Consider the following 21,872-nt stretch of genomic DNA (forward strand, 5'->3'; position numbering starts at 1 on the left):
TGGCGGGCAGCCGGATGACGATGATCAACGACGGGAGGCGGCGATCAACTCGGCGATCTGGACGGTGTTGAGGGCCGCGCCCTTGCGCAGGTTGTCGTTGCTCACGAAGAGCACGAGCCCGCGGCCGTCGTCCACGCTCTGGTCCTGCCGGATGCGGCCCACGTAGCTGGGGTCGCGACCGGCGGCCTGCAGCGGGTTCGGCACGTCGGAGAGCTCGACCCCGGGCGCCGCCCGCAGCAGCTCGGTGGCCCGCTCGACCGAGAGGGGCCGGGCGAACTCGACGTTCAGCGACAGCGAGTGCCCGGTGAACACCGGCACGCGCACGCAGGTGCCCGCGACCCGGAGGTCGGGGATGCCGAGGATCTTGCGGCTCTCGTTGCGGAGCTTCTGCTCCTCGTCGGTCTCGAAGGAGCCGTCGTCGACGACGGAGCCCGCCATCGGGAGGACGTTGAACGCGATCGGGGCGACGTACTTCACCGGGTCGGGGAAGGCCACGGCCGACCCGTCGTGGGCGAGCGCGTCGGCCTTCTCCACCACGGCCTTCGCCTGGCCGTGCAGCTCCTCGACGCCGGCCACCCCGCTGCCCGAGACCGCCTGGTAGGTGCTGGCGACGATCCGGGTCAGCTGCGCCTCGTCGTGCAGCGGCTTGAGCACCGGCATCGCGGCCATGGTGGTGCAGTTCGGGTTGGCGATGATGCCCTTGCGGATCTCGCCCAGCGCCTGCGGGTTGACCTCGCTGACGACCAGCGGGACGTCGGGGTCGCGCCGGAACGCCGAGCTGTTGTCGATCACGGTCACGCCCGCCTCGGCGAACCGCGGCGCCTGCGCCCGCGAGGTGGTGGCCCCCGCGGAGAAGATCGCGATGTCCAGCCCCGCCGGGTCGGCGGTGGCGGCGTCCTCGACGGTGATCTCGCCGCCGGCCCAGGGCAGGGTGCTGCCGGCCGAGCGGGCGGAGGCGAAGAAGCGCAGCTCGTCGAGGGGGAAGGCGCGCTCCGCGAGGAGGTCGCGCACCACCCGCCCGACCTGCCCGGTCGCGCCGACGATGCCGACGCGCAGCCCACCGTTCGTGCTCATCGTCCGGTCCCTCCGTAGACCACGGCCTGGGCCTCGTCGGTGCCCAGGTCGAAGGCGTCGTGCACCGCGCGGACGGCGATGTCGACGTCGGTGTCGCGGCACACCACGGAGATGCGGATCTCCGAGGTGCTGATCAGCTCCAGGTTGACACCCGCGTCGGCCAGCGCGCCGAAGAACTTCGCCGAGACGCCCGGGTGGGAGCGCATGCCCGCACCCACCAGGCTCACCTTCCCGATGTGCTGGTCGAAGCTGACGTCGGTGTAGCCGACGGTGTGCTTGACCTTCTCGAGGGCGGCCAGCGCGGCGGGGCCGTCGCTCTTGGGCAGCGTGAAGGAGATGTCGGCGAGCTTGGAGGCCTCGGCCGACACGTTCTGCACGATCATGTCGATGTTGACCTCGGCGTCGGCGAGGACGCGGAAGATCTGCGCCGCCTCGCCCGGCCGGTCGGGCACCCCGAACACGGTGATCTTGCCCTCGGAGCGGTCGTGCGCGACGCCGGAGATGATCGCCTGTTCCACGGTGAGGTCCTCCATCGAGCCGGTCACGGTCGTGCCGGGGAGCTGGGAGTAGGAGCTGCGGACGTGCACGGGGATGCCGTAGCGGCGGGCGTACTCGACGCAGCGGAGCATGAGCACCTTGGCCCCCGAGGCGGCGAGCTCCAGCATCTCCTCGTAGGTGATGGTGTCGAGCCGCCGGGCGTTCGGGACGATCCGCGGATCGGCCGTGAAGACACCGTCGACGTCGGTGTAGATCTCGCAGACGTCGGCGTTCAACGCCGCCGCGACGGCGACGGCGGTGGTGTCCGAGCCGCCGCGCCCCAGCGTGGTGATGTCCTTGGTGTCCTGGCTGACGCCCTGGAACCCGGCGACGATGACGACCGACCCCTCGTCGAGCGCCGACTTGAGGCGGCCCGGGGTGACGTCGATGATCCGCGCCTTGCCGTGGCTGGACGTGGTGATGACGCCGGCCTGCGACCCGGTGAAGGAGCGGGCCTCGTAGCCGTGCTCGGAGATCGCGATCGCGAGCAGCGCCATCGAGATCCGCTCGCCGGCGGTGAGCAGCATGTCCAGCTCGCGACCGGGCGGGTCGTCGGTGATCTGGCTCGCCAGGTCCAGCAGCTCGTCGGTGGTGTCGCCCATGGCGGAGACCACGACGACCACGTCGTCGCCGTTGTTCTTGGCCGCGACGATCCGCTCCGCGACGCGCTTCATGTGCTCTGCGGAGGCGACGGACGAGCCGCCGTACTTCTGGACGACGAGGGCCACGGGACATGAGGCTACCGAGGTCGTCCACGGCACGAGCGCTTGCATCCGGCGGGCCCGACCGTTGTGATCATCGCGTGGACGATCCGAGTCGCTGGCTGCTCACCGCGGAGGAGCGCGGCAACCCGGGCACCCCCCTCCCCGCCTGGACCGACGGCAACCTGGTCCGTCCGCTCGTCCACGGTTCGGCGTACTTTCAGCGGCTCGTCGAGGTGGTCGAGCAGCTGGGCGAGGGCGACCGCCTGTGGTTCACCGACTGGCGCGGCGACCCCGACCAGCGACTCCGCCCGGAGGGGCCGACCGTGGACGAGCTGTTCAGCGCGGCCTCGCGCCGCGGCGTCGACGTGCGCGGTCTGGTGTGGCGCTCGCACACCGACGCCCTCTCCTACAGCAAGGAGCAGAACCGGTCGCTGGACCGGGAGATCGAGGAGGACGGCGGGAAGGTCGTGCTCGACCAGCGCGTGCGCCGGGTCGGCAGCCACCACCAGAAGATCGTGGTCATCCGCTGCCCCGCCGACCCCTCGCTCGACGTCGCCTTCGCCGGCGGGATCGACCTGTGCCACAGCCGCCGCGACGACGCCGTGCACGAGGGCGACCCGCAGGCGGTCGACATGGCCTCCGGGTACGGGCCCACCCCGCCGTGGCACGACGTGCAGGCCGAGATCCGGGGGCCGGCGGTGGCCGTCCTGGACACCGCGTTCCGCGAGCGCTGGGACGACCCGACCAGCCCCGTGCAGGGGAACCCGATCGCGTACGTCGTCGACCGGTTCCGCCACGCCCGGCTGGACCACTCCCCGCTGCCCCCCGAACTGCCGCCGCCGCCGCCGTGCGGTCCGCACCTCGTGCAGACCCTGCGCACCTACCCGAAGATCCGCCCGCGCTACGACTTCGCCCCCGAGGGCGAGCGTTCCATCGCCCGGGGGTACACCAAAGCGGTCAAGGAGGCCCGGCGGCTGATCTACCTGGAGGACCAGTACCTCTGGTCCTCGGAGGTCGCGCAGCTGTTCGCCGACGCCCTGACCGACAACCCCGGGCTGCACCTGGTCGTCGTCGTCCCCCGGATCCCCGACCAGGAGGGCGCGTTCAACGCGACGCCGCAGTACGTCGGCCGCCGGCAGGCGATCGACCTGTGCATCCGGGCGGGCGGGGTGGACCGGGTCCACGCCTTCGACGTCGAGAACCACGCCGGGACGCCGGTCTACGTGCACTCCAAGGTCTGCGTGGTGGACGACGTGTGGGCCAGCATCGGCAGCGACAACTTCAACCGCCGTTCGTGGACCCACGACAGCGAGCTCTCCACCGCGGTCCTCGACATCACCCGCGATCCCCGCGAGCCGTTGGACCCGGCCGGGACGGGCGACGGCGCACGCACCTTCGCCCGGGACCTGCGGCTGGAGTTGGCCCGCGAGCACCTCGACCTGGCGGCGGACGGCAGCGAGGACGAGCTGCTGATCGACCCGGAACGCTTCGTCGCGACGCTCGAGCAGCGGGCCGGTGCACTCCAGGAGTGGCACGACGGCGGACGACGGGGAGCCCGGCCGGCCGGACGGCTGCGGCCGCACCGGCCGGAGAAGCTCGGCCGGCTGACCAGGCTCTGGGCCACGCCGGTCTACCGGATGCTGGTGGACCCCGACGGCCGACCGCTGCGCCTGCGGCTGCGCAAGCAGTTCTGACCGGCTGACGGGGCGACGGCCGGAGGCGCGCCGCCCCGCCAGCGGTCAGGCTCTCGTCAGGCCACCATGCCGTGCGGATCCAGCACGTACTTCTTCGCCGCGCCGCTGTCGAAGTCGGCGTACCCCTGCGGCGCCTGGTCGAGGGGGATGACCGTGGCGTTCACAGCCTTCGCGATCTGCACCTTGTCGTGCAGGATCGCCATCATCAGCTGGCGGTTGTACCGCATGACGGGGCACTGGCCGGTGGTGAAGGACAGGGACTTGGCCCAGCCGGTGCCGAGGCTCAGCGACAGGGAACCGACCTTGGCCGCCTCGTCGATGCCGCCGGGGTCTCCGGTGACGTAGAGGCCCGGGATGCCGATGGCCCCACCGGCGGCCGTCAGCTCCATGAGGGAGTTGAGGACCGTGGCCGGCGCCTCGGTCGCCGCGCCCTCACCGTGCCCGCGGGCCTCGAAGCCCACGGCGTCGACCGCGCAGTCCACCTCGGGGACGCCGAGGATCTGCTCGATCTGGTCCTTGGGATCGCCCTTGGAGATGTCCACCGTCTCGCAGCCGAAGCTGCGCGCCTGCGCGAGCCGTGCCTCCACCAGGTCGGCGACGACGACGACGGCCGCCCCGAGCAGCTGCGCGCCGACGGCGGCGGCCAGGCCGACCGGCCCCGCACCGGCGATGTACACCGTGGAGCCGGGCTTCACCCCGGCCGTGACGCAGCCGTGGAACCCGGTCGGGAAGATGTCCGAGAGCATCGTGAGGTCGCGGATCTTCTCCATCGCCTGGTCCCGGTCGGGGAACTTCAGCAGGTTCCAGTCCGCGTAGGGGACCATCACGTACTCGGCCTGACCGCCGACCCAGCCGCCCATGTCCACGTAGCCGTAGGCGGCGCCGGGGCGGGCGGGGTTGACGTTGAGGCAGATCCCGGTCTTGCCCTCCTTGCAGTTGCGGCACCGGCCGCAGGCGATGTTGAACGGCACCGAGACGAGGTCGCCGACCTCGATGAACTCGACGTCGCGGCCCCGCTCGATCACCTCGCCGGTGATCTCGTGCCCCAGCACGAGGTTCTCGGGAGCGGTGGTGCGGCCCCGCACCATGTGCTGGTCACTGCCGCAGATGTTGCTGGTGACGACCTTGAGGATGACCCCGTGCTCGGTCTTGCGGCCGACGTTCGCGGGATTCACCCCCGGGCCGTCCTGCAGTTCCAGCTTCGGATAGGGGATGTCCTGCACCTCGACCTTGCCGGGGCCGGTGTAGGCGACGCCTCTGTTGCCTGCCATGTGTCCGTTTCCCTCCATGAGCCTGGATGCGCGGCGGGCCGGGCCCGATCCGCGCCGTGCTGCGACGCTCCTGACCGCACTGCCGGGTGCGGTCGCCGACTCACCTCCTCCGGTCGGGCCGGTCCACGTCGTGCGGTCGGCCTGCTGACGGTCGGTCGCGGCAACCGGTGACCCCGCACCGGCGCGCCGACGAGCCGGGCCACCCGGGAGTGCCCACGTCGGTGCAGGGGAGGCGGCGGGCCCCGGTGAGGACGACGGTCACCGAGGGGTCGATGTGCGCCTCGGACGTGGTCCCGGACGGACGGGTGACCAGCGCGTTCACCCGGGGCCTACGTGGTCGGGCTCTCCGCCGCCGACGGTCCGAGCCGCCACGCCGGGCCCCGGACGGGGCACCACCAGCAGTGCCGTCCCGACCAGGTCCGCGGCACGACGCCGGTCGATCGAGCCCGACATGACGCCCCCCTCTGGACGCTCATCCCGCACATGTGTCGCACGTCACACTCTGGCCCCTGGTGACCTGGCGCGCAACGCACGCGGCCCCCGGCGCGACGAGCGCGTGCTGCCGATCCCCGCCGTGGACCGCCCGTGCGCTGCGATCAGGGCCGATCCGCTGCTACCGTGGCGCCGTGCGCGGCAGCCTCCTGCTTACCCGCCGCGGCGAGGCCCTCTCCTAGGTCGGCTTCCTCGCCGCGGGGTTCCGGCGTCCCCGGCGTCCGCTGACCGTCCCCGGAGCCGTGCGCACTCCGCGCACGGCAGCCCGTACCAGGAGCCCTCCCCCCATGAGCGAGACCCACCCGCACGCCCGGCACCCCCAGCAGCCGTCCGGCATGCCGATCCACCGCTACGTGCCCTTCGCCCCGGTGGCGCTGCCCGACCGCACCTGGCCCGACGTCGTGACGACGCAGGCCCCGCGCTGGTGCGCCGTCGACCTGCGCGACGGCAACCAGGCGCTGATCGACCCGATGACGCCCGACCGCAAGCGGCGGATGTTCGAACTGCTCGTCCGCATGGGCTACAAGGAGATCGAGGTCGGCTTCCCGGCGGCGAGCCAGACCGACTACGACTTCGTCCGCCAGCTGATCGAGGACGACCTGGTCCCGGACGACGTGACGATCCAGGTGCTCACCCAGGCCCGTGACGAGCTGATCGAGCGCACCTTCGAGTCCCTGCGCGGGGCGAACCAGGCGATCGTCCACCTCTACAACTCCACCTCCACGCTGCAGCGGCGGGTCGTCTTCGGCTCCGACCGCGCCGGCATCGTCGACATCGCCGTCCACGGCGCGCAGGTCGTGCGCAAGCTCGCCGAGCAGATGGGCGACACCGACATCCGGTTCGAGTACTCCCCCGAGTCGTTCACCGGCACCGAGCTCGACTTCGCCGTCGAGATCTGCGACGCCGTCACCGACGTCTGGGAGCCCACCCCCGACCGGCCGACGATCCTCAACCTGCCGGCCACGGTCGAGATGGCCGAGCCGACGGTCTACGCCGACCAGGTCGAGTGGATGCACCGCCACCTGGGCCGGCGCGACTCGGTGATCCTGAGCCTGCACCCGCACAACGACCGCGGCACCGCCGTCGCCGCGGCCGAGCTCGGCTACCGGGCCGGCGCCGACCGCATCGAGGGCTGCCTGTTCGGCAACGGCGAGCGCACCGGCAACGTCGACCTGGTCACCCTGGGCCTGAACCTGTTCAGCCAGGGCATCGACCCGCAGATCGACTTCTCCGACATCGACGAGATCCGCCGCACCGTCGAGTACTGCAACCAGCTCGGCGTCCACGAGCGGCACCCCTACGGCGGCGACCTCGTCTACACCGCCTTCTCCGGCTCCCACCAGGACGCCATCAACAAGGGCTTCAAGGCGCTGCAGGCCGACGCGACCGCGGCCGGGGTCCCGGTCGAGCAGCAGACGTGGGCCGTGCCGTACCTGCCGATCGACCCCAAGGACGTCGGTCGCAGCTACGAGGCCGTGATCCGGGTGAACAGCCAGTCCGGCAAGGGCGGCGTCGCCTACATCATGAAGACCGAGAACCACCTGGACCTGCCGCGCCGGCTGCAGATCGAGTTCAGCGCCGTCGTCCAGCGGCACACCGAGGACGAGGGCGGCGAGGTGACCGCCGAGCAGATGTGGACGGCGTTCTCCAACGAGTACCTGCCCGACGCCGACGCCCCGTGGGGGCGCTTCTCGCTCAGCGGCCACCGGCACACCGCGCACGCCGACCAGCTCGACGAGGTGGTCGTGGAGCTCGTCGACTCGGGCGTACCGGTGACGGTGGAGGGCCGCGGCAACGGCCCGATCGCCGCGTTCGTGGACGCGCTGAAGACCGTCGACGTCGACGTCCGCGTGCTGGACTACGCCGAGCACGCCATGTCCGCCGGCGGCGACGCCCGCGCGGCGGCCTACGTCGAGTGCGCCGTCGGCGACCGGGTGCTGTGGGGCGTGGGCATCGACCCGAACATCCTCACCGCCTCCCTGCGCGCCATCGTCTCCGCGGTCAACCGCGCTGAGCGCTGATCCGGCCGGGACGGGGCGCGCCGCTCAGCGCGCCCCGTCCTCCCGCTCCTCGCGGCGGCTCTCCGCCAGCGCCCGCCCCGGGTCCTCCGGCGGGGCGTCGGCCGGCTCGTCCCCGCGGTAGACCCGGTCGGGCCGGCGTTCGGTGTGCAGCTCGTCGACCAGCAGCAGGTCGCGGCGCACGTGCCGGCGCCGGTAGGCGACCCGGCTGATCATGTGCGCGCTCACGGGTGCGGTGAGCATCTGGAAGACCGCGACCAGCAGCAGCATCCACGTCGCCGACCAGCCCTGCAGTCGGATCGCTCCCCCCACCATGATCAGCAGGACCCCGAGCACCTGCGGCTTCGTGCCCGCGTGCATCCGGGCGAGCACGTCGGGGAAGCGGAGCAGCCCCAGCCCCGCGGTGAGGCACAGCACCGAACCCAGCAGCACCAGCGCGACGGCGATCCCGTCGCCCACGGTCTCGACGTCGTTCACCGCGACACCTCCCCGTCGGCCGGCCGGTCGTCGACGTCGATCCCCTGCGTGCCCAGGTTCGAGTGGATGAGCATGCCGCCGATGTAGCGGGCCACCGACACCGAGCCGACGAACGCCAGCAGCGACACCACGACGAGCACGGGCACCACCGTGGGATCCCGCTCCAGCGTCGCGTGGACGGCCAGCCCGGCCGCGATGATCACCAGCAGCGTGTCGGTCGCGACCACCCGGTCGAGCAACGAGGGGCCCAGCGCCAGCCGCACCAGCGCGAGCAGCGCCCCGGTGCCCAGCAGGAGGTAGGCCGCCCAGTAGACGACGGTCACGGTGTCCTCCGCCCCTCGCCGACGGAGTCGGTCGGGGCGCCGGCGCTGACGGCCGCCACCTCGTCGGGCGAGCCGAACGCCCGGACCACGCGCTCCTCCATGGTCAGCACCGACTCCCGCTGGCGCTCCACGTCGCGCGCGTCGGTCACGTGCAGGACGTGCACCGCCAGCCGCCGCTGCTCCCGGTCCATGTCGATGACCATCGACCCGGGCACCAGCGTCAGGGCCTCGGTGATGATCGTCAGCAGCAGGTCGGAGTCCGTGCGCAGCTGGACCATGATGATCGCGCTGCGGCTGATGCCGCTCGGGCGCACCGTCTGCCACGCCACCTGGGCCCCGGAGGTGACCAGGTCCGCCAGGAAGGTGCCGACGAACGCCAGCAGCCGGACCGGGCGCACGGTGACGCCGCCGACCACCGGCGGCAGCGGCAGCAGCAGCGTCACGGCCAGCGCGACCACCGCACCGGACAGCAGGTTGGCCCACGACCACGTGCCCCAGAGCAGGTTCCACACCAGCACCAGCCAGACCAGCAGGGGCAGCTGGTGGCGCAACTGGTGGGCCATGCCGCTGCCTGCGCTCTCGCGCGGCACCCCGCTCACGGGGCGTTCTCCGCGTCGACGACCGCCGTCACGTACGGACGGCGGTCGAGCAGGTCGCCCGCCGCGCGGTCGGCCACCGCGTACAGGGGCCCGGCCAGGACGGTGAGCGACACGGTCACGGTGACCATCGCGGCGGTGGCGGCGAGCATGACCCGCGGCAGCGGCCGGTCCGGCCGGACCTGCTCCGGGTCCTCGCCGAAGCCGTCCGTGGCCGGCGTCGTCGCCGTCGCCACCGCCGTGTGCCGCTCCCAGGCCGCCCGCCGCGCCGCCGAACGGCCGGGACCGGCGGCGTTCGCGGCACCCGGGGCCGTGGCATCCACCGGTACCGGCTCCCTGTCGTCCGTGGGCCCGGGGCCGTCGGCCTGCGGCTCACCGGGCTCGGGCGTGGGCGGCTGGGGCAGCGGCTCGGGGTGGAGCTCGGGCCCCGCGTCCGCCGCCGCTGCCGCGTCGGTGTCCCCGGCCGGCGCATCGGCCGGTGGCCGCCAGAACGCCCGGGTCCACACCCGCGAGACCGCGAGCAGGGTGAGCAGGCTGGTGACCGCGCCACCGGCCACGAGGACCAGGGGCAGCCACCCGCCGTCGGCCACGCCAGCCTCGAGCAGCCCCAGCTTCCCGATGAACCCGGAGAACGGGGGGATGCCGGCCAGGTTCATGGCGGGGACGAAGAAGAGGACGGCGAGCAGCGGCGAGGCCTTGGCCAGGCCGCCCAGCCGGTCGACCGCCGTCGCCCCGCCCTGCCGTTCGACCAGACCCGCGACGAGGAAGAGCGTGGTCTGGATGGCGATGTGGTGGACGACGTAGAAGACGGCGCCGGCCAGCCCCGCCCGGGAGGCGAGCGCGATGCCGAACACCATGTACCCGATGTGGCTGACCAGGGTGAACGACAGGATCCGCCGGATGTCGGCCTGCGCCACGGCGCCGAGGATGCCGATCAGCATGGTGGCCAGGGCTGCCCACATGAGCACCGTGTCCAGCCCGCCACCGGGGAAGAGCAGCGTCTGCGTGCGGATGATCGCGTACACGCCCACCTTGGTCAGCAGCCCGGCGAACACCGCGGTGACCGGAGCGGGTGCGGTCGGGTAGCTGTCGGGCAGCCAGGCCGACAGCGGGAAGACCGCCGCCTTGATCGAGAAGGCGATCAGCAGCAGCGCGTGGATGAGCAGCTGCGTGCCCTCGGGCAGCTCCCCCAGCCGCCCGGCCAGCTGGGCCATGTTGACCGTGCCGGTCGAGGCGTAGACCAGGGCGATCGCGGCGAGGAACAGCAGCGAGCTGAGCAGGCTGACGATGATGTAGGTGACGCCCGCGCGGATCCGGGGTGCCGAGCCGCCGAGGGTCAGCAGCACGTAGCTGGCGGTCAGCAGGATCTCGAAGCCGACGTAGAGGTTGAACAGGTCGCCGGCGAGGAAGGCGTTGGCCACGCCCGCCATGAGCACCAGGAACGTCGGGTGGAAGATCGACACCGGCGCCTCCTCGTCGCCGTCGGCCGCACCCTGGCCGACCGCGAAGACGAGCACGCCCAGGCCCACGGTGAAGGCGACCACGAGCATCAGCGCCGACAGCCGGTCGACGACCAGGACGATGCCCAGCGGCACCTCCCAGCCGCCCAGCGACACCGCCACCGCCCCCTGGGCGTCGGCGAGGAAGAGCAGCGCCACCGACACACCGAGGACCGTGGTCAGCACCAGGATGCTCAGCGTGCGCTGCACCCGCGGGTGCCGGCCACCGACCAGCAGGGCGGCCGCCGCGCCCAGCAGCGGCAGCAGCACCGGGAGCGGGCTGAGGATGCCGGTCACGAGCGCCTCCGCCGGGTGGGCGGCAGGTCGACGTCGTCGGACGGGACGCCGGCGTAGTGCCGCCGCAGCAGCTCCTCGACGTCGTCCCCCTCGCCGTGCAGGCTGTCGGCGTGCCCGGCCGGCCGGTCCTCGGGGGCGAGGTCGTCGGGGTCGATCTCGTCGGCATCGGTGCCCGAGCGGGCAGCCACCCGCCGGTCCTCCTCGTCGATCCCGACGACCTCCTGGCGGACGAGCCGCCAGGAGCGGTAGATCAGGGCCAGCAGGAACGACGCGATGCCGAAGGTGATGACGATCGCCGTGAGGACGAGCGCCTGCGGCAGCGGGTCGCTCATCTCCTCGGGCTCGGCGAAGCCCACGATGGGCGCAAGCCCCGTCGGCCCCCCGGCGGAGAGCAGCAGCAGGTTGGTCGCGTTGCCCAGCAGCAGGAAGCCGAGCAGGACGCGGGTGAGGCTGCGGTCCATGAGCAGGTACACGCCGGCGGCGTAGAGGCCCGCGACGATGACCGGCAGGACGACGGTCGGGGTCATCGGAGCACCACCTCGTCCGCGCCGACCTCGATCGGGTCATTCTCGTCGGCCTGGCGGTCGAGCTCCGCCCCGAGGCTGCGGAGCACGTCGAGGACCAGGCCGATCACGATGAGGTAGACCCCTGCGTCGAAGAAGAGCGAGGTGACGAGCTTGACGTCGCCCAGCACCGGCAGCGTCGTCTCGAGGATCGCCGTCTCCAGCACCTCGGCGCCGAGCACCAGCCCCATGGCGCCGGTCCCGCCGGCGAACAGCAGCCCCGCGCCCAGCAGCAGACCCGGGTCGACCGGCGCCGCCTCGCCGAGCTCGTAGCGGCCGCCGGCCAGGTAGCGGAGCACGAGCGCCAGCCCCGCGACGAGCCCGCCGGCGAAGCCTCCGCCCGGCTGGTTGTGCCCGCTGAACAGCAGGTAGACGGAGAACACGACGATGGTGTGGAACAGGATGCGGGTGATCACCTCGAGCACCACCGAGCGCCGCTCGGGCGAGAGCGCCGCCGTCGCCGAGAGCCACTGCCGCCGGGGCGCCCGGCGCGACCGGCGGGCGGCGCGGGCCGCCCGCACCGGGTCCAGCCGCTCCACCACGCCGGTGCGCCGCCGGAGGAAGACCAGGCTGGCCACGCCCGTGGCCGCGACGACCAGCAGGGAGATCTCCCCGAGCGTGTCCCACGCCCGGAGGTCGACCAGCGTCACGTTGACGACGTTGCTGCCACCGCCGATCTCGTACGCCGCCTCGGGGAAGTCGACCGACACCGGCGTCGCCTCGCGGGCGCTGAGTGTCACCGCGCCGACCGCCCCCATGAACAGCCCCACGCCCGCGGCGATCACCCCGCGGACCGCCCGCTCGCCGGGCCGGTGCCGCTCGGAGATGTCCTTGGGCAGCTTGCGCAGGACGAGCACGAAGACGACCAGGGTGAGGGTCTCGACGAGGAACTGGGTGAGCGCGAGGTCGGGGGCGCCCTGCAGGGCGAAGAGGACGGCGAGGCCGTAACCGGTGACGCCGACGACCAGCACCGCCGACAGCCGCTGGCGGATCCGCAGCGCCATGACGGCGGCGAGCAGCACCACCGCCCCGACCAGTGCCTGGATCGGGGTGTCCCACGCCCGCCACTCCCCCGGCCACGGCGCCCGGAACAGCAGGATCGACCCGGGCAGGGCCAGGACGACGACGAGGATGGTGCCCAGGTAGGCCGGCAGCGAGCCGCGCTGGGTGGTGCCGGTGACCAGCACCGCGAGCCGGTCGAGAGCCTGCATGGTGTTCCAGTAGCCCTCGTCGGCCGAGGCGCCGACGGCCCGCCGCTGCTGGAAGCGGAACACCGCCGAGCGCGCGGCGAACAGGGCCGCGCCGCCGAGCAGGGTGAGCGCCGACAGCGCCAGGGCCGGCTGCCAGCCGTGCCACAGCGCCAGCTTCTCGGCCTCCTCGGTCACGAGCGGCAGCCCGTCGGCGTACCCGGCGACCAGCGGCTCGAGCACCGGGCTGAACGGTCCGGCGAGCAGCCCGGTCAGCGCCAGCGCCGCGGGGGCGGCGAGGAACAGCGCGTGCGGCGGGTGGAGCAGCTCGGCGGGCTCCTCCGGTTCCAGGCCCGGCTTGCGGGCGAAGGCGCCCCACAGGAAGCGCAACGTGTAGGCGGCGGTGAGCACCGAGCCGAGCACCAGCCCGACGAGGACGACGACGGCCGCCGTCCGGTCGGGCAGCCCGCCGTCCCACAGCGCGGTGAACGCCGCCTCCTTGCCGACGAACCCGAGCAGCGGGGGGACACCGGCCATGCTGAGCGCGGCGAGCGTCCCGATCGCCGCCACCACGGGCAGCCGCCGGCCCAGCCCGGACAGCCGGCGCAGGTCGCGGGTCCCGGTGGCGTGGTCGACGACCCCGACGGTGAGGAAGAGCGTGGACTTGAACAGCCCGTGCGCCAGCGTCATGGCCAGCCCGGCGGCGGCCAGCTCCCGGCTCCCCCCGCCGACGAGCACCATGAGGAAGCCCAGCTGGCTGACCGTGCCGAAGGCCAGCAGCAGCTTGAGGTCGTTCTGGCGCAGCGCGCGGTAGCCGCCGACCAGCATCGTGGCCAGGCCCAGACCGAGCACGACCGGCCGCCAGCCGGGCACGTCGGCGAACCCGGGGGCCAGCCGCGCCACCAGGTAGATGCCGGCCTTCACCATGGCGGCGGCGTGCAGGTAGGCGCTGACCGGGGTGGGCGCCTCCATGGCGGCGGGCAGCCAGAAGTGGAACGGGATCATCGCGGACTTGGTGACCGCGCCGACGACGACCAGCATCGTCCCGGCCACCAGGAGCGGACCGCTGCCCGGGTCGGCGACCACCTCCGACAGCAGGTAGCTGCCGCTGGTCTCGCCGAGCATGATCAGCCCGACGAGCATGGCCAGCCCGCCCGCGGTGGTCAGGATGAGCGCCTGGCTGGCCGCCCGCCGGGCCGCCAGCTTCGCCCCCGAGCCGCCGATGAGCAGGAACGAGAAGACGGTCGTGAGCTCCCAGAAGACGTACAGCATCAGCAGGTCGTCGGCCAGGACCAGGCCCAGCATGGAGCCGGCGAACGCGGTGAGGTTGCCGGCGAACCGCGGCGTCCCCTCGTCGCCGGGCTCGAAGTAGCGCGCGCAGTAGACCATCACCAGCGCGCCGACCCCGGTGACCAGCAGAGCGAAGGTGAGCGACAGGGCGTCCAGCCGGAGGGCCACCTCGAGGCCGAGGGCCGGCACCCAGGGGACGGTCTCGGTGACCTCGCCGCCGCCGGTCACCGTGGCCAGCCGGGTCAGCACCCACGCGAAGCCCACCGCCGGCACCAGCGCCAGCGCCAGGAAGGCGTTCCGGCCCCACCAGCGCACGAGCAGCGGTGCCACCAGCGCGGCCAGCAGGTGCAGCAGCAGGACAGCGAGCACGGGTCTCCGGGAGTCTCGGTGGGCTCGGGGACGACCACAGACGTCCGGGGACGGCCGGCGGTGGCCTCAGATTACGGCCGGACCCCGACGTCCGCCCGACGTGACCAGCCCGCTCGCGCAGGCGAAGGCCACCGCGCCCGACGCACCCCGCCGCCCCGGCGATGATCAGGTTGCCTGATCATCGAGCGTCCTCCCTCACCGTGCGCCGTGAGGGAGGACGCGCCGCCGTGAGGGAGGACGGCGGCCGGGCCCGCGAGGGAGGACGACGAGCGCTCAGCCCTCGGCGGTCTCCGCCGCGGCCAGCCACTCCTCCTCCACCTGCTCCTTCTCCGCCTGCAGCTCCTTCAGCCGGGCGTCGAGCTCGGCGGCCTTCGCGTAGTCGGTGGCCGCCGCCGCGAGCTGCTCGTGCAGCTTCTTCTCGTCGGCGTCCAGCTTGAGCATCCGCCGCTCCAGCTTGGCGGCCTCCTTCTTCGCCGCCCGCGCCTCGGCCGCCGACACCGCGGGGGCCGACGTCGAGGGCGCGCCCACCGGACGCGGACCGTCGCTCCCGTCCGCCGTGGTCAGCGGGGCGCCGCCGGCCGCTCGGCGCCGCAGGTACTCCTCCACCCCGCCGGGGAGCTCGGCCAGCGTGCCGTCGCCGAGCAGCGCGACCACCTTGTCGCACACGCGGTCGACGAAGTACCGGTCGTGGCTGACCACCAGCACCGTGCCGGGGAAGCTGTCGAGCAGGTCCTCCAGCGCCGTGAGGGTGTCGATGTCCAGGTCGTTGGTCGGCTCGTCGAGGATCAGCACGTTGGGCTCGGCCATGAGCAGGCGCAGCAGCTGCAGCCGCCGCCGCTCGCCGCCGGAGAGGTCGCCGACCGGCGTCCACTGCCGGTTGGCGAGGAAGCCGAAGCGCTCGGCCAGCGACGAGGCGGAGATCTCCTGGTTGCCGATGCGGGCGATGCGCGCGACCTCCTGCACCGCCTCCACCACCCGGAGCGCGCGCGGCAGCTCGGTGACGTGCTGCGACAGGTACGCCGGAGACACCGTCTGCCCGACGACGACGGATCCCGAGTCGGGCTGCGTCTCCCCCACGAGCAGCTTGAGCAGCGACGTCTTGCCCGCGCCGTTGACCCCGACGATGCCGATCCGGTCACCGGGGCCGACGTGCCACGTGAGGTCGCGGAACAGCGTCCGGGGGCCCTCGTCGGTGGGCACGGCGTAGTCGACGTCCTCCACGTCGTAGACGGTCCGGCCCAGGCGCCGGGCGGCGAAGCCCTTGAGCGCCATCGAGTCGCGGGCCGGCGGCTCGTCGGCGATCAGCGCCTGCGCGGCCTCGATGCGGAACCGGGGCTTGCTGGTGCGGGCCGGCGGGCCGCGGCGCAGCCAGGCCAGCTCCTTGCGCACCAGGTTCAGCCGCCGCTCCTCGGTGACCGAGGCGATCCGGGCGCGCTCGGCCCGGGCCAGCGTGTACGCCGAGTAACCGCCGTCGTAGGAGTGGACGTCGCCGTCGGCGACCTCCCACGTGGTGGTGCAGACCTCGTCGAGGAACCACCGGTCGTGGGTGACGACGACGAGGCCGCCGCTGCGCTGCTTCACGTACTCGGCGAGCCACGCCACCCCCTCGACGTCGAGGTGGTTGGTGGGCTCGTCGAGCACCAGCAGGTCCAGCGGCCGGATGAGCTGGGCGGCCAGCGCGACGCGGCGACGCTCGCCCCCGGACATCGGCGCCACCGGCGCGTCCAGCCCCAGCCGGTCGAGCTCCAGGCCGGTCAGGACCGAGCGGACGGCGGGGTCGCCGGCCCACTCGTGCTCGGCGGCGAACATCGACGGGGGCAGGACGACGTCGCGCACCGTCGTCCCGGGCGGGAGGGTGCCGGACTGGTCGAGCACGCCCATCGCGAGGTCGCCGCGGCGGGTCACACGGCCCGAGTCCGGGTCGTCGGTGCCGGTGATCAGCGACAGGAGCGTGCTCTTGCCGCCGCCGTTGCGGCCGACGATCCCGATCCGCTCGCCGGCTGCGACGCCGAGCGAGACGTCCTCGAGCACGACGGTCGTGCCGTGGGCCTTGTGCACCCGCTCGAGGTTGACCAGGTTGAGGGGCGCGCTCATCGGCTGCTGCGGGGAGGAGTCATGGGCCCTCAGTATCCGACGGACGCCCCGTCCCGGACCACGGCGGCCCCGGCCGCGGTCGACCGGGGCAGCCGCAGGCAGCCCAGGGCGCCGAGCGCGACGACGCCGGCGACGACGAGGAACCCGGTCCCCGTGCTGGCGGCCGCGGCGAGCGGGGGCACGGTGAGGTTGCCGACGATCCCGCCGACGGCCAGCGACAGGGACATCGCCGAGACCGCTGTCGCCCGGTGCACGGCGTCGACACGGGTGTGCAGGACGGCGCTCAGCAACGGCCAGACCGCGCCGTGCGACAGGTAGTACAGGGCGAAGCCGGTCGCGGCCGGCGCGAGCGCGTCGGGCCCGGCGACCAGGGCGAGCGCCGAGCCCCCGAGGACGAAGAGGACGACACCGGCCGCCGCGGTGGAGCCGCGCAGCAACCGCCGCAGGTGCGGAGCGAGCACCGCCCCCACCGCCGCCCCGCCGAAGGAGATCGCCAGGACGACGCCGTACACCGCGGCGCCGTCGTCCCGGCCGCCGGTCAGCTCGGCGAACCGCACGGGGCCGAGCAGCTCGCACACGACCAGCCCGACGCCGCCGACGGCGGTCAGCAGCAGGACCAGCCGCATCGGCCCGTCGGTCACCGACAGCCGCACCGCGCCGGCCAGCGTGCGCGGCAGCGCCCGGGCCCCGGCCGCGAGAGCGCCCCCCAGGCTCCCCTCGCGTGTGGCACGGTGCTCGGTCAGCAGTCGCAGCACCGCGGCGACGTACACGACGTCCAGCACCGCCGCGCCGAGGTAGGGCAGCGCGAGCCCCTCGGCCCCGGAGCTCCCGAGCAGCGAGGGCAGGAAGCCGCCGACGACCGCGCCGACCGCGAGGCTGGCGCCGTCGGCGGCCGAGTGCTTCGCCAGGCCCGGGGCGACGTCCGCCTTCGGCTCCAGCCGGTGCACCGTGTCGACGTACCACGCCTCGAGCGGGCCGGAGTCCAGCACGCGCCCCAGCCCGAGCGCGAGGACGCCGACCAGGAAGCCGGTGAACGTCGTCGCCGTCGCGATCAGCAGGCAGGAGGCCAGGTGCAGCAGGGCGCCGGCGACCACGACGGGACGGCGGCCGAAGACGTCGGCCAGCCCACCGGTGGGGAGCTCCAGTGCGACGACCACCACCCCGTGGACGGTGAACAGCAGGCCGATCTCGGCGAGCGTGAGGCCGCGCGCCTGGGCGAGCAGCACGGTGATCGGCGTGGTCAGCCCGACCGGCAGCCAGCGCAGCGCCGTCAGCCCGACCAGCCGCCGGGTCGCGGAGCGGACGGTGGCCGGGCCGGTCACGACGGCCACTCGGGGACCGGGAGCACGTCGAGCAGGACGCAGACCTGCTCACCGCCCTCGGCGGGCGCGCCGGCCGGGTGGGCCTCGACCCAGCGGGCCAGCGTGGCGGCCAGCTCCTCGCTGAGCGCGCGGGCCTGCTCGGGCGTGAGCCGCAGGGCGTAGTCGTTCAGCGAGGCGGCGTCGGCCCAGGCAGGGTCGAGCCGCTCCCGCTGCGCGTACCAGGCGTCGACCACCGCCGCCTGCCGGTCCACCTGCAGCCGGGTCATCTCCTCCTGCACCTCCGCACCCCCCTCCTGGGCGAGGAGGTCGGCGGCGCGCCAGCTGGTCATCCGGTGACGGGCCCGCCACCAGCGCTCGCGGCCTGTCCCCTGGTCCTCGACCTCCTCGACGAACCCGTAGGCGGCGAGCTGCCGCAGGTGGTAGCTGGTCGACCCGCTGCTCTCCCCCACCGCTCGCGCCAGCCCGCTGGCCGTCGCGGGGCCCTGCAGGCGCAGCAGGCCGAGCAGGCGGTTGCGCAGGGGGTGGGCGAGCGCGCGCAGGGCCCGGACGTCGGTCACGCGGACGGCCGGCTCGACCGGGCTGGTAGGCGGGGTCACGGCTGCAGCGTAGGGGTGCAAAGACTCCTTTGCAAAGATCTCTTTGCGTTCGCTCGCCGACGCGTTCTGGACACCGGCCGCATCGGCCGCCGAGGGGCCACTGCGCAGATCCCGTCTGCCGGAAGGGGGAAGACAACGGGCGCATGCGGGGTTAGGCTCACCACTAGTTGAGCCCTCAATCAAGGAGGCCGGCATGCCCGCCGTGACCGTCGAGGACACCACCACCCTGCCGCGGGTCCCGCTGCCCGCCCCGCGCACGGTGCGCCGCCGCACCCGGTCGGTGACGACGGCGCCGTCGGGCTTCGAAGGGGAGGGCTTCCCCGTGCGCCGGGCCTTCGCCGGGGTCGACCTGAGGGCGCTCGACCCGTTCCTGCACATGGACCAGATGGGCGAGGTCGAGTACGCGCCCGGCGAGCCCAAGGGCACCAGCTGGCACCCGCACCGCGGCTTCGAGACGGTCACCTACCTCATCGACGGGACCTTCGAGCACGCCGACTCCCACGGCGGTGGGGGCACGATCAGCAACGGCGACACCCAGTGGATGACGGCGGGCGGAGGCGTCCTCCACATCGAGCGCCCGCCGGAGCACCTCGTGACGAGCGGCGGCCTCTTCCACGGTCTCCAGCTGTGGGTCAACCTGCCCAAGGCGCAGAAGTGGGTCGAGCCGCGCTACCAGGACCTGCGGGCCAAGGAGTCGGTGCTGCTGGCCAGCGCGGACGCCGGCGCCCTGCTGCGGGTCATCGCCGGCGAGGTCGGCGGCCACACCGGCCCGGGCTCGACGTACACGCCGATGGCGATGGTGCACGCCACGATCGCCCCCGGCGCGACCATGGACCTGCCCTGGCGGCCGGACTTCAACGCCCTGGTCTACGTCCTCTCCGGCGCCGGCTCGGTCGGCATCGACGGCGCCCCGGTGCGGACCGGCCAGCTCGCGGTGCTCGGCCCCGGCGACACCGTCACCGTGCGCGGCGCGGTGCACCAGGAGTCGCGCACCCCGGCGCTGGACGTCGTCGTCCTGGGTGGCCGGCCGATCAACGAGCCGATCGCCATGTACGGGCCGTTCGTCATGAACACGGCGGACGAGGTCAGGGACGCGTTCGCCGACTACTCCGCCGGCCGGCTGGGGTCCATCCCGGCGCAGCGCGTCGAGGGACCGGTTCCCCACGGCGACGTCCGGGGCGAGACTGCAGGCGACGCCGAGCGGTAGGAGCCGCGCCATGAGCAACCTCGAACCGCGCCCACCCGCCCACGGCCTGGGCGGGCTGGCGGGGACCACCGCCGGCCCGGCCCTGGACCTGCTGCCGGGCAGGGAGGTCATGCTCGGCGAGAGCACCCGCGTGCGCCGGCTGCTGCCGACGCTCGGCCGCCGGATGGTCGGCGCCTGGGTCTTCGTCGACCACTACGGCCCCGACGACGTCACCTCCACGCCGGGCATGCAGGTGCCGCCCCACCCGCACACGGGGCTGCAGACGGTGTCGTGGCTGCTGGACGGCGAGGTGCACCACCGCGACTCGCTCGGCAGCGACGTCCGGTTCCGCCCCGGCGAGCTGGCGCTGATGACGGCGGGGCACGGCATCGCCCACTCCGAGCAGTCGCCGGCCACCCACCCGCGGTTCCTGCACGGTGCGCAGCTGTGGGTGGCGCTGCCCGAGGGGGACCGCGAGGTCGCCCCGCACTTCGAGCACCACGCGGCGCTGCCGGGTTTCAGCTCCGACGGGCTGACCGCGACCGTGCTCATGGGCTCCTTCGGCGGCGTCACCTCGCCGGGGCGCGCGTACACCCCGCTGGTCGGCGTCGACCTGGACCTCGCCGCCAGGGCCGACGTCGAGGTCCCGCTGGAGCCGGAGTTCGAGTACGGGCTGCTCACCGCCTCGGGGTCGGTGTCGGTCGACGACGTCCCGCTCGAGCCGGGCGCGATGCTCTACCTCGGCACCGGCCGGCGGAGCCTGCGGGTGCGGGCGGGTGCGGCGTCCCGGTTGCTGCTGCTCGGCGGCGAGCCGTTCGAGGAGCGGCTGGTGATGTGGTGGAACTTCGTCGGCCGGTCGGGCGAGGAGATCGCCGAGTACGCCGAGGAGTGGAACGCGGAGTCCCGGCGCTTCGGCACGGTCGTCGGCTACGACGGCGACCGCCTCGAGGCCCCACCGCTGCCACCGGTCCCGCTGGTCGCGCGCGGACGGGTCCGGTAGTGGCCGCCGACCCGCGGCTGCTGCAGTTCGTCGCCGAGCAGCGCTGGGGCGTGCTCGCGACGATCAAGCGCGACGGCCGGCCGCAGCTCTCCAACGTCGGCTACGCCTGGGACGACGGCCTGATCCGCGTCTCGGTGACCGCCGACCGCGCCAAGACCCGCAACCTGCAGCGCGACCCGCGGGTCACCCTGCACGTGGCGTCGAAGGACTTCTGGACCTGGGTGGCCGTCGAGGGCACCGCCGAGCTCACCGCGGTCGCGCAGGACCCGCACGACGCCGCGGTCGAGGAGCTGATCGCCTACTACCGCGGCATCTCGGGCGAGCACGAGAACTGGGACGAGTACCGGGCGGCGATGGTCGCCGACCGCCGACTGGTCGTCCGGTTCCGCCCGGAGCACGCGTACGGCCAGCTGCCCGGCTGACCCCGGCGTCGCCGGTGCGCCCCGTTCGCACCGGCTACCGGGTGCACATCACCCGGCCGGGACCTCCATCACCGAGAACGGCGCGCCCCACGGGTCGGCGACGACCGCGAAGCGGCCGTACTCGGTGTCCTCGGCCGGCAGCAGGACCTTCCCCCCGGCGGCGGTCACCGCGGCGACCGCGTCGTCGGTGGAGGCCACCGCGAAGCAGCTCGCCCAGCCCTTCGGCGCCCCGGGCACGACGCCGCCCAGCCCGCCGAGCGGATCGCCGTCGGTGGCGAAGGTCGTGTAGCCCTCGGCGGCGGGGACCTCCTCGAACCGGAACCCGAAGACCGCGGTGTAGAACTCCCGAGCCGCAGCCGGGTCGTCCGCCGCCAGCTCGTTCCAGACCAGCGAGCCGGGCTCGTTGTACCGCTGCACGCCGGTGTGCGAACCGGACTGCCAGAGGCCGAACGGGTTCCCCTGCGGGTCGAGCGCGACGACCATCGTGCCCATCGGCCCGACCTCCATCGGCTCCACCAGCACCGTCCCGCCGGCCTCACGGATGCGGGTGACGGCGGCGGCCGCGTCGTCGGTCGAGAAGTAGGTGGTCCAGCGGGGCGGGTCGTCCGGGTCCATCTGCGGGCCGAGCCCGGCCACCTGGAGCCCGTCCTTGTGCGCGTTCAGGTAGCCGCCGAACTCCGGCTCACCGCCGGTGTACTCCCAGCCGAGCAGGCCGGCGTAGAACGTCTTCGCCGCCTCCAGGTCGGCGGCTCCGTAGTCGATCCAGCAGGGCGTTCCGGGCGGCCAGGGGGTCTCACGGGTGGGCATGGGTGCCTCCTCCTGTTGTGGGGGAGGTCACCATCCCACCGGGCACCGACAGTT

The 21,872-nt window shown here is 73.6% G+C and carries 18 protein-coding genes; 5 read left to right on the top strand and 13 right to left on the bottom strand.

Annotated features, from left to right (window positions below):
* Nucleotides 1-24 precede the first annotated feature (24 nt).
* Together ACI794_RS13825 and ACI794_RS13830 are read right to left on the bottom strand one after the other, a co-directional pair.
* Nucleotides 25-1,074 (bottom strand): aspartate-semialdehyde dehydrogenase, encoded by a 1,050-nt coding sequence (locus ACI794_RS13825; RefSeq protein WP_456616645.1) that lies wholly within the window; start codon nucleotides 1,072-1,074, stop codon nucleotides 25-27.
* A complete protein-coding gene (locus ACI794_RS13830; RefSeq protein ID WP_456580193.1) occupies nucleotides 1,071-2,339 on the bottom strand; it encodes an aspartate kinase in 1,269 nt (422 codons plus the stop codon). Before ACI794_RS13830 ends, ACI794_RS13825 begins: the two co-directional genes overlap by 4 nt.
* Before the next feature lie 74 nt (nucleotides 2,340-2,413).
* Between ACI794_RS13830 and ACI794_RS13835 the strand changes: the two genes are divergently transcribed.
* Nucleotides 2,414-4,009 carry a phospholipase D-like domain-containing protein gene (locus ACI794_RS13835; protein WP_456616646.1) on the top strand — a complete coding sequence of 532 codons (1,596 nt, stop codon included), beginning with the start codon at nucleotides 2,414-2,416 and terminating at the stop codon, nucleotides 4,007-4,009.
* Nucleotides 4,010-4,065: 56 nt separating this feature from the next.
* Here ACI794_RS13835 and fdhA read toward each other — a convergent pair whose 3' ends face one another.
* On the bottom strand, nucleotides 4,066-5,280 hold the full coding sequence (gene fdhA, locus ACI794_RS13840; RefSeq protein WP_456603784.1) for a formaldehyde dehydrogenase, glutathione-independent: 1,215 nt from the start codon (nucleotides 5,278-5,280) through the stop codon (nucleotides 4,066-4,068).
* A gap of 779 nt (nucleotides 5,281-6,059) precedes the next feature.
* On the opposite strand from fdhA, the gene leuA reads away from it, so the two are divergent.
* Nucleotides 6,060-7,793 carry a 2-isopropylmalate synthase gene (gene leuA, locus ACI794_RS13845; protein ID WP_456616647.1) on the top strand — a complete coding sequence of 578 codons (1,734 nt, stop codon included), beginning with the start codon at nucleotides 6,060-6,062 and terminating at the stop codon, nucleotides 7,791-7,793.
* A 24-nt stretch (nucleotides 7,794-7,817) separates the two neighbouring features.
* Here the strand turns inward: leuA and mnhG are convergent, their stop codons facing one another.
* The 9 genes from mnhG to ACI794_RS13890 all read right to left on the bottom strand — a co-directional run bounded on the left by mnhG (nucleotide 7,818) and on the right by ACI794_RS13890 (nucleotide 18,403).
* The gene (mnhG, locus tag ACI794_RS13850; protein ID WP_456603782.1) at nucleotides 7,818-8,267 is read right to left on the bottom strand and encodes a monovalent cation/H(+) antiporter subunit G; all 450 of its coding nucleotides are present in this window, start codon (nucleotides 8,265-8,267) and stop codon (nucleotides 7,818-7,820) included.
* Nucleotides 8,264-8,590, bottom strand: coding sequence for a monovalent cation/H+ antiporter complex subunit F (locus tag ACI794_RS13855; RefSeq protein WP_456603781.1), 327 nt, complete (start codon nucleotides 8,588-8,590; stop codon nucleotides 8,264-8,266). The genes mnhG and ACI794_RS13855 overlap by 4 nt, the downstream gene beginning before the upstream one ends.
* On the bottom strand, nucleotides 8,587-9,189 hold the full coding sequence (locus ACI794_RS13860; protein WP_456603780.1) for a Na+/H+ antiporter subunit E: 603 nt from the start codon (nucleotides 9,187-9,189) through the stop codon (nucleotides 8,587-8,589). Before ACI794_RS13860 ends, ACI794_RS13855 begins: the two co-directional genes overlap by 4 nt.
* Entirely contained in the window at nucleotides 9,186-10,982 is a 1,797-nt protein-coding gene (locus ACI794_RS13865; RefSeq protein WP_456603779.1) for a Na+/H+ antiporter subunit D, read from the bottom strand. Before ACI794_RS13865 ends, ACI794_RS13860 begins: the two co-directional genes overlap by 4 nt.
* Complete coding sequence (locus tag ACI794_RS13870) at nucleotides 10,979-11,509, bottom strand: Na(+)/H(+) antiporter subunit C (protein ID WP_456580185.1); 531 nt, start codon at nucleotides 11,507-11,509, stop codon at nucleotides 10,979-10,981. The genes ACI794_RS13865 and ACI794_RS13870 overlap by 4 nt, the downstream gene beginning before the upstream one ends.
* Nucleotides 11,506-14,391: a Na+/H+ antiporter subunit A gene (locus ACI794_RS13875; protein ID WP_456616648.1), complete on the bottom strand. Its 2,886-nt coding sequence runs from the start codon at nucleotides 14,389-14,391 to the stop codon at nucleotides 11,506-11,508. Before ACI794_RS13875 ends, ACI794_RS13870 begins: the two co-directional genes overlap by 4 nt.
* A gap of 273 nt (nucleotides 14,392-14,664) precedes the next feature.
* Nucleotides 14,665-16,485, bottom strand: coding sequence for an ABC-F family ATP-binding cassette domain-containing protein (locus tag ACI794_RS13880; RefSeq protein WP_456603777.1), 1,821 nt, complete (start codon nucleotides 16,483-16,485; stop codon nucleotides 14,665-14,667).
* A gap of 29 nt (nucleotides 16,486-16,514) precedes the next feature.
* Nucleotides 16,515-17,807: an MFS transporter gene (locus ACI794_RS13885; RefSeq protein ID WP_456603776.1), complete on the bottom strand. Its 1,293-nt coding sequence runs from the start codon at nucleotides 17,805-17,807 to the stop codon at nucleotides 16,515-16,517.
* On the bottom strand, nucleotides 17,804-18,403 hold the full coding sequence (locus ACI794_RS13890) for a helix-turn-helix domain-containing protein (protein WP_456616649.1): 600 nt from the start codon (nucleotides 18,401-18,403) through the stop codon (nucleotides 17,804-17,806). The genes ACI794_RS13885 and ACI794_RS13890 overlap by 4 nt, the downstream gene beginning before the upstream one ends.
* A gap of 193 nt (nucleotides 18,404-18,596) precedes the next feature.
* On the opposite strand from ACI794_RS13890, the gene ACI794_RS13895 reads away from it, so the two are divergent.
* From ACI794_RS13895 to ACI794_RS13905, 3 genes are read left to right on the top strand one after another with little or no spacing between them, the layout of a single operon-like run.
* Nucleotides 18,597-19,610 carry a pirin family protein gene (locus ACI794_RS13895; RefSeq protein ID WP_456603774.1) on the top strand — a complete coding sequence of 338 codons (1,014 nt, stop codon included), beginning with the start codon at nucleotides 18,597-18,599 and terminating at the stop codon, nucleotides 19,608-19,610.
* A gap of 10 nt (nucleotides 19,611-19,620) precedes the next feature.
* Nucleotides 19,621-20,589, top strand: coding sequence for a pirin family protein (locus ACI794_RS13900; RefSeq protein WP_456616650.1), 969 nt, complete (start codon nucleotides 19,621-19,623; stop codon nucleotides 20,587-20,589).
* Complete coding sequence (locus ACI794_RS13905; RefSeq protein ID WP_456603772.1) at nucleotides 20,589-21,011, top strand: PPOX class F420-dependent oxidoreductase; 423 nt, start codon at nucleotides 20,589-20,591, stop codon at nucleotides 21,009-21,011. Before ACI794_RS13900 ends, ACI794_RS13905 begins: the two co-directional genes overlap by 1 nt.
* A 48-nt stretch (nucleotides 21,012-21,059) precedes the next feature.
* Here the strand turns inward: ACI794_RS13905 and ACI794_RS13910 are convergent, their stop codons facing one another.
* A complete protein-coding gene (locus ACI794_RS13910; protein ID WP_456603771.1) occupies nucleotides 21,060-21,818 on the bottom strand; it encodes a VOC family protein in 759 nt (252 codons plus the stop codon).
* Nucleotides 21,819-21,872 lie beyond the last annotated feature (54 nt).

The sequence above is a fragment of the Blastococcus sp. SYSU DS0541 genome, assembly GCF_054050875.1.